Raw genomic sequence first — 13088 nt, 5'->3', positions numbered from 1 at the left:
AAAAGCCCGAAAAGCCGCGAGCCAGTGGCCCACTCTACAGAGTGGGCCACTGGCTCCCTAGGAACAAGGCAGCAACCCAAAAGCCCCCAGCCCCATACCCAAAAAAGTTACAGACAGGTTACAATCCCCGCCCTAGATAACAAATTTGCGTCAGCTTGGGGCGGGATCCTTTAAAGCTGATTAACATCTGGGGCATTTTTCCCACAGGGGCGCCAAATTAGGGTATGATAGATACGTGACACGAGGTGGAGGGTCTCTGGCCGCGCCAAGTTTGGCGGCTTTTCCTAGCTAGGTTAGCAAGTCCGGCTTTCCCTAGGTTAGCAGGTCAAGCTGCTCCTAGCTCAAGCAAGTCTAGGTTAGCAAGCCCAGCTTTCCGGAGCTCAAGCATAGCTGCTCCTAGCTTCAGCAAGTCCAGTGCCTACCCACTAAAAGAATTTAACGTCTGCGCCCGAGGGCGTGTGCGATGTATAAAGGAGATATCTATATGAAGAAGACACTTAAAGTGGTGACTGCCTTAACCGTATTAGGTTTCGCAGCGCAACAAGCAACTGCCTTAGCCGTAGATTATTCTGATGCGTCTGTAACCGGCTGGGTTCAACGGACGGTTGAACATGTCCGCAACTCTGTAACCAACTCACAATACTATGTGGTACAGTGGGGCGACACCTTATGGACCATTTCTCAGGCCTTAGATGTGCCAACAGAATCTTTAGTCGGTCTCAACGGCATTGCCAACCCAGACTTGATTATTGCAGGGTCTGTTATCTACTATAACCCAAGCGCTAACACCGTGACCTTAGACGACCGTCAAGGGAACGTGGAAACCGTTCAAGCGGATACCCACCAACAAGTGGCCGCTGAAGCTGTTCCACAAGAAGTTTTATCTGAAGCAAGCCAACAACCAGTTGACTTGTCACCAGTCACTCAAGTTCATCAAGCGCCAACGGCTTCTGCCGCTGCTTTCCAAGAAGCACAAGCCGCAGCTGCAGCCCAAGCTCAAGCTCAACCAGTTGCTGAGCCTGCTAGCGCCCAAGAGCAAGCAAGCCAATCTTCTGAGTCTCAAGTCCAAGCTGCTAGCGAAGTTAACGCGCCAGTTTCGGTTGAAGAAAGCTCAAGTCCTGTTGCGGAATCTACAGCTCCTGTAGCTGAAAGACCAGCGCCAGTTGAAGAAGCGCCAGCGACGCCAGCTGCACCAGCAGTCGAAGAATCTTCTGAGCAAGCTGCCCCAGCTGCTGAAGAAAGCAAGACCGAAGAAACTACTAGCAACAGCTCAAGCTCAGGCTACCAAGGGATCCAATCCGCAGCCAAAGAATGGATTGCGCAGAAGGAATCCGGTGGTGACTACAACGCAGTCAACCCATCAGGTCGTTACATCGGCCGTTACCAATTAACTGCTGAGTACTTGAACGGTGACTACTCTATCGAGAACCAAGAACGTGTCGCTGACGAATACGTTAAGAACCGTTACGGTTCTTGGGAAGCAGCCAAAGTCTTCTGGGAAGCCAACGGCTGGTACTAAGAAATACAAGAGAGGCGGGAAGTTTAGCTTCCTGTCTTTTTTTGTACCCATAAATTATGCCGCTTAGTACCGGTCCCAAGCCAAAGCTAGTTAACAAAAGTTAACAAGTTGTGTGATTTTACCGGAAATAATTAAAATCATCTTGAAAATTCGTGAAGATGGGAATATGATGTAGTTGTAAACCTTTTCTTAAAGGTAATACAAGTCAGAAAGGAGGGATTACAATGGCAGACTATCGCGCTAACAGCGATGAGGATTATGATGCTGGCTTCTTGATTCAACTGATTGAGGCAGATTACGGTAGCCAGAAGGAACGGGCCCAACGCTATGGGATTGACCGCTCCCTCTTAAACCGCATTATCTGCGGCCACTATAAGCCGCGGCGACGAGTGGCCTTGCGTTTGGCCCTGGGTCTCAATCTGGATAATGACGCCTTCGTTCGTATCTTCTACCACCAACTATGGTTGCGCGAGCATCCTGAAGCGGCAGAAGACAGCAGTCAAGGCTGATTCCATCATTTCAGAGAAGATATCGAGCCGTGACCCGGTGGCCACGTCCTCAACTAGCCAAGCGGCTGGCGCTCGATAGCAAGCACAGTTGTCACCTATAGGGGGAATTCATATGGCAACGAATGTTAACAAAAACACAAAAAAAGCAAATTCTCTGTCACCACAAGATGTCCAAACGGTCCTAGCGGCCCTCATGAAATTGGCCAGCGACCGTCCCGCCCTAGAGAGTCGGCCAGAACCGGTCATCCTACCGGCCGTCGCCGAAGGCCTGGCCTCTATACGCCGTCAGTGCCTGAGGGACTGGTTGGGCGGACCTCAAGCCCCAGCCTATCTCAATGAGGGGCTGCGCTACCGACTCTTCCACCAGGCCCAACGCGACTTCAAACTCCAGTTCGAGGTCAGTCGCTTCGACATGATTCGCCAAGGCGACAAGCAAGCCGCCCTGGATTTCTGGGCCAAATGGCAACCCACCAGTGCCCTACGTCAGGCCATTCAAGCCTGCAATGAGAGAGAGGGGCAGGACCTATGAGCCTCAAACGCGTCGTCGATACCCGCTTCTGGAATCAAGTAGACGTTATGGAACGCTATTCCTCCCAGGACAAGCTCTTTGCCTTATATCTCATGACCTGTCCGCGTTCGACACAGTTGGGCATCTATTCCCTGCCCAAGCGGGTCATTGCCTTCGATATGAGTTTGGACGATGCTCAGGTGGGACAACTCCTGGCTCGCTTTCAAGACGATTATCAGGTCATCGCCTATTCCGACCAGACCCAGGAAGTGGCCATTCTGGACTTTCTCACCTATAGCCTAGTCAAAGGCGGCCAGCCGGTCGAGCGCCTGCTACGCAACCAGGCCGAAGATGTCCGCGATAGCCAACTCCTCGTCAAGGTCTTCCAGCACCTAGCCAGCTATTATGAGCACAGCCACCGCCTGATTGACCAGCTGTCCCAGGAGGTCCTAGCCACCGAACTTAAGCGCCGCCAGGAGTTAGGCAGTGAGGGGGAAGGGGTGACTAGTTTGAGCCAGGGGACCCAGTTGCTTAGTGACAGTCTGGAGACTGGTGTGGCTTCCAGCCGCCTAAGCACCCGTGACCTCCATAATCAAGATCCTAATCAGAAAGATAATCAGATTCATAAAGAGAATCAGAGTCATAATCACAAACAGAATCAGAATCAGAATCATAATTCAGCGTCCAAGCTGGACCCTGATTCGGAGGTCAAATCATTGGCTAGTGGGTCGGGCGAGAGCGTGGCAGTTTTCAGCCAAGCACTAGCCACTAGCTCCGACACGTCAGTTTCCAGCACAAAGCCAGCTACTTCCTCCGGCACGCCAGTTTACAGCTCAGCGCTAGGCGCTAGCTCCAGCACATCAGTTTACAGCTCAGCGCTAGGCACTAGCTCCAGCACGCCAACTTCCAGTCAACCGCACACCACTTCCTCCAACACCACCAGCACCCAGCCCTTTGGCCAGGCCATCAACCTACCAGACCAGAGCTTCAGCCAGACCCTAGCCCGGGCCCAGTCCCTGACCAGTCAGACAGGCCAGTCCCAGGCGGACGTCAGCCAGCAGACCATGGATCAATTTGTTCGGGTGGAGCGCGACATGGCCAAGCTACGGCCCTTCTACGAGCGCTACTTTGGTCCCATGACTGGGGCGGAAAGCCTGCAATTTCGGAACTGGCTGGATAAGATTGGTTATTGGCCCGTCATTGAAGCCATCGAGCAGGCTCATCGTCGCCAGGCCAAGAAGCCCTTTGCCTATATTAGCACCATCTGCCAGCAGGCCAGCAAGGCCTAGCGCACCCTCGGCATCCACTATGAGGAGGGGAAATCAGGTTCCGTCGCTCCAAGCCGACGGACTTTTCAGACAAAATAAAACAAAACAACCGCCTGCGTCAACAAGCGGTTGTTCAGTCGAACTAGTGGGGTCAGTCTTAGTTTAACACAGGACGCGTCCCAATAGGTGACTGATTAAGCACAAATAATATGGCGCCTGACCAGTCTTGCCCAGGCTTGGCCTCATCCCTTAGGGTGAAATAGGGAGGGGAGTGTGGGCAGACTGGCGGCGCTCCAAGAGGTGAAACCATGCTGACACAAGACCAGACGCTGGATCAAACAGCGCTCGTCGAACAGTATGGTGGGGTCATACACTATGTATTACATTCGCAAGGTTACTACCGTGGCCATCCCGACTATGAGGACTTCTATCAGGAACTCTACCTCAAGCTCTGGGACCTGGCACAGAAATTTAAGGGCCAGCCCCTAGAGGATCAGAGTCGCAGCCGCTTCGTTGGTTATGTCAAGCCGGCCCTGCGCTACTATCTCTGGGATTTGGCCCAGGCCGCCAGCCGCCGGCGCAGTCGCGAGCCCTTAGGTCTATTGGCAAATGGTGGTGGGGCTGAGACCGATTCGGAGTTGGTAGCTGATTTGCTGGCTCAGGATTTGAAGCGGTCGGAGACGGGCGCCTGGCAAGCCCAGCAGGGCGGGGCCCAGGAGTCTAGTCAGGGGGCGGACGCCTTCCTGGCAGCTGCTCGGTTGCGCTTGTCTGATAAAGAGGCAGACTTTCTGACTTTCTTGTTAGATCCGCGCCTGACCGACACCGCCAAAGCCCGCCAACTCGGCATCAGCCTCAGCTCCTACGACGACCGCCGCACCCGCCTAGCCACTAAGTTATGGGATCTGAAGGCTTTGTTGAAAGGGGAGGGGTAGCGGCTGCAACTTTTCTGGGCATTTGCCCAGATTTCCGCCATTTCCGAGGTAGCTAGTGGTCCACTCTTTAGAGTGGACCACTAGCTCGCGCTTTTTCGAGGCATTTGCCGGAATTCCGCCATTTCTCAGGAAGCCAGTGGTCCACTTTCCAAAGTGGACCACTAGCTCGCTTCATTTTCGGAGCTTTTGCCGGATTTTTTGCCTTTTTCCAGGTAGCTAGCTCGCCCCCATCCCGCCCCACACAAAAAGCACTGCACCCCTTAACGGGTGCAGTGCTTTTGCTTTAATTGCCTAGAGAAGTTGGGGCTTGATATTCCGCACCTTGAGGGCGCGGATGACGCGGCCGTACTGGCGTTGGGCGATAGCTAGGGAATAGCCACCTTCCACGGTTAGGGTGTGCAAGACGGGATTGTAGCTGACCACCTTGTCCAGGTTAACAATTTCAGACCGGCTAATAGCCATGAAGGGTTCAGCCAACTCATCGACTAGTTCTTTCATCGAATGGTAGAACTGATAGCGGACATTGACGCCGACCACTTCAACGGTATGGGCCTGGGGTAGGGTGGCGAAGAAGCGAATCTTGTCGTAACTGAGGCTAATCTGGCTCTTACCTTGCTTGAAAGTAAAGACTTGCTTGGCCTGGCCATTGAGACTGCGCCAGTTGTTGATAGTGTCTAGGCACTCCTTGACGCGTTGGGCCATGTCGTCCATGTCATCCTTAGGGATGAAATCCAAAGCCTGCACCTTATAACGCAGGGAAAGGGGCAGGTAGTCTTCCTTGGTCGTAACGAAAATAATCTTAGCACCATCGTCATATTGGCGGATCTGCCGTGCAATATCCATACCACTTAGCTCATGTTGCAGGTCAATATCCAGGAAGAAGATGGCATTTCCTCGCCGATCCGTCCAGCTATTCAGGAGCTTGTCCGGGTCACCTGTCACGCAGGCCAACTCCATGGGATAATCTTCAATCATGACATAGCGTTCAATCAGGTCCGCTAGCCACTGACGCTGCTTGGGGTTGTCCTCGCAAATATAGATTGGGAATTTGAAGTCTGTCATGGGACTAGCAACTCCTTCCGAATGAGTAAATGTTGGGTGAAGCGTTCGTTAGCAAATTGAGTGGTCAGTTGGAACTGACTTTCTCGCGCTAATTCTAAGGCGTTGCTCAGGCCCAACCCTCGGCCGCTGCCCTTGGTGGAGTAGCCAGCTTCCAGGAGCTTGTTGAGGTCGCCTGGGTCTTCTTGACAGTCATTTTCAATAATAAGGTGAACATCGCCAAGGTCTTCGAAGACCGCCAAGGTCAGCTTGCCGCCCTCCTGATTGCTTAGGGCTTCAATGGCATTGTCCAGCAGAATTCCGATAATGCGGACCAAATAGATAGGATTGCGCGCGACATTGAGGTGGATGTCGTCCGGCACCTCAATACTGAGGTCGATACCATTGGTCCCGGCAAAGGCCAATTTGGTGAAGAGCAGATTGCGGACATCCGGACTCTGAATCTTAGACAGACGACTGAGTTCTTGGCCCAGCTGGTCGGTCGTGACTTGAGTAGGTTGGATATGTTGATGGAAATAATCCGCCAGCCCCTGCCATTCCTGGTCGCGAATGTAGCCTTCCAGGGTTAGGAGGATGTTCTTATAGTCATGACGGAACTTACGCATTTCCTGATATTGGTCGGCCATCATGCTAGAAAAGGCCTGACTAACCTTGAACTGCTCCTTCTCACGGGCGACTTCTTGGGATTGGTTCATAGCATGGTTGAAGAAAACAATAGATAAAATAGATAAGATAGGCAAGACCACGAAAGGGCTGAAATGAAGAAGTGTCTGAGCCGGACTTGCGTCATACATTTCGGTAATGGTTAGGGCCAAATCGCTATAAATAAAGAAGAAGTAAAGAGAAAGCTGAATCGGGATAATCCAGAAACTGAGCCGGTTGAACTGGTTCTGGCAATACTTATAAAAGGACATTTCAAGTCGAGTCAGCAAGATAATAAGAATGAGCGAGATGATGTGAGAAACGATAAGCTCAGTTTCGATAGATTCTATCTGGATATTTGAGAGAAAGAAGTCCTGAATGAAACCATCGAGTTTGAGGTTGATATAAGGGAGCGTAGCAAAAATGGTCGCTTTTACCATGGCATTGGTCTTATCATCACTAGGCTCGATTAGGGCGCCGGTCAGCAAAACAACAAATATAACTAGCTGCGAGACATAGGTAGGAAAACCAAAGATAGAAAATGAATAAGAAATCAAAATCACTGCCATGCTATAAAAAAAGGACATAGGCCAATTTTTAAGAGGATTTCGCTGAGCAAATATACCGATTAGTGTGTGGTAAGATTCACTTAGATTGATAAGAAGCTCCATAGAGTCGCTACCTCCATTGAATAATCTAATAATAAGTCATCGAAAATGACGAAAAAACTATCGAAAATGACGAGTAGTCATCGAAAATGATGGACAAAATGTCGAAAATGATGACTTGTCATCGAAAATGATGTTTTGAACATCGCTTTTGATGTTTTGCAATCGAAAATGATGATTTCAACATCGATTTTGAAGACTACGAACAATTTCTTATAGTTCTATTATATAGTTAATTTAGTCAAAGAACAAGGAGTGATTATGACAATGAAAAAAACAGTACTACTCGCAATGTTGGGGCTTCAACTGTTAGCTGTAAGTAACATATCAGCTCATGAGTTGAATCATCCTAATACAGAAAATGAAGTTGGATATACATCATTTTTTAAGATGCCATATCGAAGAATCTTTAAGAACTATCCGCCAACTAGATATGGCGGAATGAGACTAGTACTAGTTAAAAGATGTGGAGATGGGGGATACTACGGGACATACATTTAAAATTTTATATTATAGCTAAAATAAATATAGAGGAGAAAACAAAATGAACAAGAAATTATTTTTATGTGGTGCAGCATTAGTAGCAATTTTAGCAACAGAACAAGCAGTCAAGGCTGAGGAAGTAACCGAAACTCAATCAACACCAACTGTTGAATTAGTCGAAAAAGTACAACCTATTGAGTCAACTCTAAGCCAAGCGCCTCAAGCTCCAGAGTCTGCCAAAGTTGAAGCAGCTCCAGCTGATAAGCTTGGGAGTGTGACCGAAGAAAAAGCGCCAGAGGATAAGAAAGTACCAGACGATAAGAAGGCAGAAGAAACTAAAGTCCAAGAGTCTTCCGAAGCCGAAGCGAAACCTACTACCAATGAAGACAAAGTATCAGAGCCAGCTGCAAGTCAAGAAGCCAAGGAAGATGCGAAGAAAGAAGCGAATGAAGAAGCCAAACAAGCAGATAAGAAAGAAAAAGAAGATAAAGGCTACACTGGCTTCAAGTCTCGCGGGGAGTCGGCACAGTATCACCAAGTAAAATCAGGAGACTCTCTATGGGCAATCGCGAACCTCTATAAGATTACCTTGGACGAGCTGCTTAAATATAACAACTTCTCATCATTAAGCACAATGATCCATCCGGGAGATAAGCTAGTTGTGAAACCAGGCAAGCCTGCTACTAGCGCGCCATCTAATGACAACAATTCAGCAAGTGGAAGCAATAATTATACACCTGACACTACTCATACAATTCAATCAGGTGATTCTCTCTGGCTGTTATCACAACGTTACGGGGTGACACTTGACGATTTGGTTAAGTGGAATGGCTTCAGCTCATATCGTGATATGATTCATCCAGGACAACAAATTATCGTTAAGAAGGGCTCTGGTAATTCTGGCAAGGCAACCCCAGCGCCAGCAAAACCACAACCTACTACACCATCAACTTTGGATGCTAGACGTCAGAAAGTCATTGAAGTGGCTAAGAAGTATTTAGGTGTACCATACGTTTATGGTGGTAAGACACCAAGCGGCTTTGACTGTTCAGGTTTTGTCGGCTATGTATTCAAGGAAGCTTTGGGAATTGATATTACAACATGGACAGTTACTCAAGAACGTAAAGGGACTGAAGTCGCAATCAAAGATGCAAAACCAGGTGACCTCTTCTTCTATGGTCCTCGTGGTGGCACCGAGCATGTCTCCATCTATTTAGGTGGTAAGCAATATATTCATGCTCCTTATCCAGGCCAAGTTGTTAAGATTGCGGATATGACCTACTATATGCCAAGTTTTGCTCGTCGGATTATTCAATAATCCAATATTCTAGGAGGATATTATCATGAAAAAAGTTGTTCATAAGCTAATGGCCTTAGCGGCTCTTGTGGGGATGGGTTTGCCAGTTGTGCAAGCCCAGGCCCAAGAACAGCCTAATGTATTACCAGTTGTGAGTCTTGTTCCCAAAGATGCAACGCCAAGAATCGGGCGCAATGCCTTAGTCAAGATTAACTTAGTAGGTGCCGATAATGTCGTTCATAAGTCGCTCTATTACACTAGCTTCAACACGGTGGATATTACCTTGGGCCAAGTTGCTAGCTTGCTAGGGTCAAGTTATGACATTGAATTAGCACCACAAAATGTGCAAACAGACACCCATCTCAAGAATTATGTGACCGACCATGGCGAGTTCTATGGAAGTTACTTAGCAGCTAATTTTGTTCTTAAGAACCCAGATCAAGTTCCGGTTGAAAAAGCTGAGGAGCCTGTTATCTATCCTGTTACCGTATTGGAAGAAAAAGGAGCAGACCTATTCTATGAACAATTAGTGACAGTAGATGTTAAGGACCAAGCAGGGACTGACTTAGCTACCACCCATTATTTAATTAATAGTGATAGCACAGAATCTCCAGTTGACTTAGCGGCAGCTAGCTTTACCAAGGAGCACCCTGAGTATCAAGTGGACGCGCAAACCGCCCAGTTACAAGGTAGCGTCAACCGTCAGCAACTAGAGCAAGTCCTTACGAGTCTAGGGACTGTTAATGTCTTCCGTAGCCACTATGTCTTAACGGCGGTTCAAGCTGCCAAGCCTCAAGTAGCAGCAGCTGAGCCAGCAGCTCAATCATCAGCTACCACCGTAAGTAGCCAAGTAAGCCAAAGTCAAGAAGCTACTTCATCTGCTCAAGCCAAAGAAAATAAGGCAGAAAAACCAGCTCCAAGCAAGAAAGAAGAGAAGATTGATTCAGTTAAGAAAGAAGTTAGTCAATCTCCAAGTAAGAAGATTAACGCTCCAACTAATCTAGCTAAGAAAGATAGTCAGTCTGAGAAAGCTAACAAACCAGCCGAGAGCCCAGCTCCAGTAGCTGCGACCACACCAAGCAACAAGATTGGCAGACAGTTACCAAATACAGGTGAAGTCAATCTTAGAATTATCTCAATTCTATCCCTTGGATTAACGCTAATTGGTTTCTTAATCGTCTTGGCAGAAAAACGCCGTTTAAGAAGATAGACTTATGAACGTGATAGAAAGGTTGTCAGTAAGTATGCAGAATAAAATATTCAAATTTACCTTAGTCGCAGCATTTTCTTTATGCTTTCATCAAGGGATCGTACATGCCAATGAGGCTAATAGCGTATCGTCTCAGCACTCCATTTCTGAATCTAGCGACTATCGGCCATCAGAAAATGAGTTAGCTCCTGCCTCTCTTGGAGACTTATCCGAATCTATGACAAGTATCAGCGAACAAGACTTATCAGCTCCTGACGTGATTAGTAGTAGCTCTAAAGAATCACTAGATGTAAGTGAACAAGAGATTTCTGGAGTGGAATCTGAAGCAAGTAAGGCCGCTAACAGTGAATCAGAGTCTCTAACAAAGGATGAGACAAATACAGAGAGTGGAAAAGTGAGTCTTCGATCTCCGGGAAATGTTGAACGTCATTATACTATTAAAACAGGTGACTCCTTGTGGCTGATTGCTAACAAGTTTGGCTTAACACTCGATGAATTACTTAAGTTGAATGGATTTGCGAATACTAGTGTCATGCTACATCCAGGTCAGTTAATTAAAGTATCTGCTTCAAAAGAAGCAGCAAAGACCGAGCCTGAAGCAAAAACTCAACAGCCAGGCGCTCCTCAGGAATATATCATTCAAAATGGCGATTCCCTATGGCGAATTTCTCAACGCTATAGAATTACGCTAGATGAATTAATGAAATGGAATAATTTTGCTTCACTAAATGTGATGTTGCATCCTGGGCAGAAGATCATTGTCAGCCGCCCTCAAGTAAGTAAGGATACGCCAAAGCAAAAAGAAGAAGTTAAGAAGGATGAAAGCAAAAAAGACGAGCCTGATAATCAAGAAGCAAGTACTTATACCATTCAATCAGGCGATTCCTTCTGGAAAATTGCTAACCAATATGGAATGTCAGTAGACGAGCTTTTGAAGCTCAATGGATATAGCTCAGCCAATGTCATGATTCATCCTGGGCAAGTTTTGAAAGTCAAGCGTCAGTCAGCTACTTCTAATCCTAAGCCTAGTCCAGCAACAGGCAGCCTACCACGCCTCACAAGCCGCTATTATCAAGCCTTAAGTGGAGCGCAGAAGCAATTCCTTAACAAGATTACTCCTGCCGCAGTAAATGGTTGGGATCAATATAAAATTTTGCCTTCTGTGACATTGGGACAAGCTATTATTGAGTCGGCATGGGGCAGCTCTCCTGGCGCTATCTATAAGAATAATTACTTTGGTGTTATGGACAGCAACGGTAGTCTTAGACGCTATTCGAGTGTTGAGGAGGGCTTTAAGCACCGTTTTGAATTCCTTCAGCATTATCGTGGTGTAGCTGGTAACCGAGATTATCGAAGTACCTTACGTAATATTCATGCCGGCGGCTATGCGGAGGCACCTGACTATGCCCAAAGCTTAATTAACCTTATTGAGCAATATGGTCTACAAGTCTACGACACTTTTGTGCTAAATAAGTAATAAGGTTATTAATTTATTATACTTCTAAACCCCCAGATAACTTTTCTGAGGGTTTTTCTCATAAAACATCAAATTCGATGATTTTTAATCGATTTTGATGACTTTGCCCCATTTTGCTGGCCCAAGGCTTATACTATAGTCAAGAAAAAAAAGGAGAGACCTACCATGAAAGCAATTATTAAAAAGAGTTTTACATTATTAGCAGCCGTGAGCCTGGCTTTGCCATTGGCACCAGTGCCGGTTGCCCAAGCACAAGAGACCTTATCCGTTGTCAACCTCATGCCTAAGGCGGACGAGACAGCTTCCGAGAAGGGGCTAGTCAAGATTCATTTAGTCGACAAGGACGGCAAGGTCCACAAGACCCTCTACTATACCAGCGTCAATACAGGAGACGTGACCTTTAACCAAATCTATGACTTGCTTAAGGGCACTTATAAGATTGAGCGCGTCCCTCAGAATATCAAGACTGATACGGCTAAGAAGCACTATGTCACCGACAAGGGCGAGTTTGACGGCCATACTTTTGAAGCCAACTTTGTCTTGGAAGCTGCCGACAGCCTGCCAGTAGAGGAAGTCCAAGAACCTAAGACTTACGCGGTGACAGAATTGCCTAAGAAAAACCCTGTTCTAGACGCCCAACTGGTGACGGTTAAGGTTCAAGATGACAAGCAAGCAGTCTCCGAAACTAGCCACTACCTGGTTAACAACGAGACCAGCCAGTCTGCCTTCGATATGGCGGCCCAAGCTTTCGTCAAAGCCCATCCCGACTACAAAGTCGACGCCAACCAAGCTCAACAAGTTGGCCAAATCAACCCAGACGCCAAGGAAGAGGTGCAAACTAACCTGGGCACCTTCAAGGTCTACCGCTCTAACTATGTGCTGACCGCTGTGGCGGCCGGGCAAGCAGGGCAGGCTGCGCAGTCCAGTCAAGCTAGCCAGTCTAGTCAGGCTGCCAATAGCCAAAGCCAAGAAAGCAAGGCACCAGCTGCTAGCCAAGAATCTGGCAAGGACCAAACTTCTGGCAACAACCAAGGTGCTGCCGCAAGCCAGTCTTCTGCTGCGAGCCAGGCTTCAAGCGCAAGTCAATCTTCAGCTACTAGCCAAGCATCAGGCGCTAACCAATCTTCAGCCACCAACCAAAGCTCATCAAGCAGCCAAGCTCCTAAGGAATCTAAAGAGCCAGGCGTACGCTATGACCGTAATGGCCGCCGCCTCCCAAGCACTGGTGAAGCCTCATCAATCCTTTCCCTCTTCATCATCGGCCTCCTAATCGTATCCGGCATCTGGATCGCCTACACCGAGCACCGCAAACAATCCCGTTAACAGCAAACAGCCCTGCCAGTCTAGTGGCAGGGCTTCTTTTGTGTTTTGGAAAAAGGGAGCAGGGCGCCGGCCACCTAAAAAGATAGATTCCACCAGAGCCAGTGGTCCACTCGGTCGAGTGGACCACTAGCTCGCGACTTTTCGGGGCATTTGCCTGATTTCTAGTCAAGTCCAAAATCCTGTGTAAAAATAT

Annotated in this window: 11 protein-coding genes; 9 read left to right on the top strand and 2 right to left on the bottom strand. The window is 47.9% G+C overall.

The genetic code is table 11. The features are described from left to right. Nucleotides 1–484 precede the first annotated feature (484 nt). From HMPREF3093_RS00750 to HMPREF3093_RS00730, 5 genes are all read left to right on the top strand, one after another. Nucleotides 485–1519 (top strand): aggregation-promoting factor C-terminal-like domain-containing protein, encoded by a 1035-nt coding sequence (locus tag HMPREF3093_RS00750; protein WP_070755144.1) that lies wholly within the window; start codon nt 485–487, stop codon nt 1517–1519. 224 nt (nt 1520–1743) lie between these two features. Next, nucleotides 1744–2028, top strand: coding sequence for a helix-turn-helix domain-containing protein (locus HMPREF3093_RS00745; RefSeq protein ID WP_070755143.1), 285 nt, complete (start codon nt 1744–1746; stop codon nt 2026–2028). Between the two features lie 112 nt (nt 2029–2140). Continuing rightward, nucleotides 2141–2557 carry an ORF6C domain-containing protein gene (locus HMPREF3093_RS00740; RefSeq protein ID WP_070755142.1) on the top strand — a complete coding sequence of 139 codons (417 nt, stop codon included), beginning with the start codon at nt 2141–2143 and terminating at the stop codon, nt 2555–2557. Beyond that, nucleotides 2554–3825, top strand: a complete 1272-nt coding sequence (locus HMPREF3093_RS00735) for a DnaD domain protein (RefSeq protein WP_070755141.1) — start codon at nt 2554–2556, stop codon at nt 3823–3825. Before HMPREF3093_RS00740 ends, HMPREF3093_RS00735 begins: the two co-directional genes overlap by 4 nt. Before the next feature lie 287 nt (nt 3826–4112). Further along, entirely contained in the window at nt 4113–4736 is a 624-nt protein-coding gene (locus HMPREF3093_RS00730; RefSeq protein ID WP_070755140.1) for an RNA polymerase sigma factor, read from the top strand. A gap of 291 nt (nt 4737–5027) precedes the next feature. Here the strand turns inward: HMPREF3093_RS00730 and HMPREF3093_RS00725 are convergent, their stop codons facing one another. Together HMPREF3093_RS00725 and HMPREF3093_RS00720 are read right to left on the bottom strand one after the other, a co-directional pair. Continuing rightward, the gene (locus tag HMPREF3093_RS00725) at nt 5028–5798 is read right to left on the bottom strand and encodes a response regulator transcription factor (RefSeq protein WP_070755139.1); all 771 of its coding nucleotides are present in this window, start codon (nt 5796–5798) and stop codon (nt 5028–5030) included. Beyond that, nucleotides 5795–7006: a sensor histidine kinase gene (locus tag HMPREF3093_RS00720; protein WP_180363244.1), complete on the bottom strand. Its 1212-nt coding sequence runs from the start codon at nt 7004–7006 to the stop codon at nt 5795–5797. Before HMPREF3093_RS00720 ends, HMPREF3093_RS00725 begins: the two co-directional genes overlap by 4 nt. Nucleotides 7007–7649: 643 nt before the next feature. Here HMPREF3093_RS00720 and HMPREF3093_RS00710 point away from each other — a divergent pair. The 4 genes from HMPREF3093_RS00710 to HMPREF3093_RS00695 all read left to right on the top strand — a co-directional run bounded on the left by HMPREF3093_RS00710 (nt 7650) and on the right by HMPREF3093_RS00695 (nt 12895). Then, a complete protein-coding gene (locus tag HMPREF3093_RS00710) occupies nt 7650–8906 on the top strand; it encodes a C40 family peptidase (RefSeq protein WP_070755136.1) in 1257 nt (418 codons plus the stop codon). 25 nt (nt 8907–8931) lie between these two features. Beyond that, nucleotides 8932–10095, top strand: coding sequence for a hypothetical protein (locus HMPREF3093_RS00705; protein WP_070755135.1), 1164 nt, complete (start codon nt 8932–8934; stop codon nt 10093–10095). A 217-nt stretch (nt 10096–10312) separates the two neighbouring features. Continuing rightward, entirely contained in the window at nt 10313–11572 is a 1260-nt protein-coding gene (locus HMPREF3093_RS00700) for a LysM peptidoglycan-binding domain-containing protein (protein ID WP_373880573.1), read from the top strand. A gap of 165 nt (nt 11573–11737) precedes the next feature. Continuing rightward, a complete protein-coding gene (locus HMPREF3093_RS00695) occupies nt 11738–12895 on the top strand; it encodes an LPXTG cell wall anchor domain-containing protein (RefSeq protein ID WP_070755133.1) in 1158 nt (385 codons plus the stop codon). Nucleotides 12896–13088: the final 193 nt, after the last annotated feature.

Source organism: Abiotrophia sp. HMSC24B09 (genome assembly GCF_001815865.1).
GTDB lineage: Bacteria > Bacillota > Bacilli > Lactobacillales > Aerococcaceae > Abiotrophia.
Note: the sequence above shows the minus strand (reverse complement) of the source record. Positions and strands in the feature narration are given on the sequence as shown.

Excerpts from the sequence above, each read along its gene's own strand:
- HMPREF3093_RS00750 (WP_070755144.1), top strand. The coding sequence starts at position 485 with ATGAAGAAGACACTTAAAGTGGTGACTGCCTTAACCGTATTAGGTTTC.
- HMPREF3093_RS00745 (WP_070755143.1), top strand. The coding sequence starts at position 1,744 with ATGGCAGACTATCGCGCTAACAGCGATGAGGATTATGATGCTGGCTTC.
- HMPREF3093_RS00740 (WP_070755142.1), top strand. The coding sequence starts at position 2,141 with ATGGCAACGAATGTTAACAAAAACACAAAAAAAGCAAATTCTCTGTCA.
- HMPREF3093_RS00735 (WP_070755141.1), top strand. The coding sequence starts at position 2,554 with ATGAGCCTCAAACGCGTCGTCGATACCCGCTTCTGGAATCAAGTAGAC.
- HMPREF3093_RS00730 (WP_070755140.1), top strand. The coding sequence starts at position 4,113 with ATGCTGACACAAGACCAGACGCTGGATCAAACAGCGCTCGTCGAACAG.
- HMPREF3093_RS00725 (WP_070755139.1), bottom strand. The coding sequence starts at position 5,798 with ATGACAGACTTCAAATTCCCAATCTATATTTGCGAGGACAACCCCAAG.
- HMPREF3093_RS00720 (WP_180363244.1), bottom strand. The coding sequence starts at position 7,006 with ATGGCAGTGATTTTGATTTCTTATTCATTTTCTATCTTTGGTTTTCCT.
- HMPREF3093_RS00710 (WP_070755136.1), top strand. The coding sequence starts at position 7,650 with ATGAACAAGAAATTATTTTTATGTGGTGCAGCATTAGTAGCAATTTTA.
- HMPREF3093_RS00705 (WP_070755135.1), top strand. The coding sequence starts at position 8,932 with ATGAAAAAAGTTGTTCATAAGCTAATGGCCTTAGCGGCTCTTGTGGGG.
- HMPREF3093_RS00700 (WP_373880573.1), top strand. The coding sequence starts at position 10,313 with ATGACAAGTATCAGCGAACAAGACTTATCAGCTCCTGACGTGATTAGT.
- HMPREF3093_RS00695 (WP_070755133.1), top strand. The coding sequence starts at position 11,738 with ATGAAAGCAATTATTAAAAAGAGTTTTACATTATTAGCAGCCGTGAGC.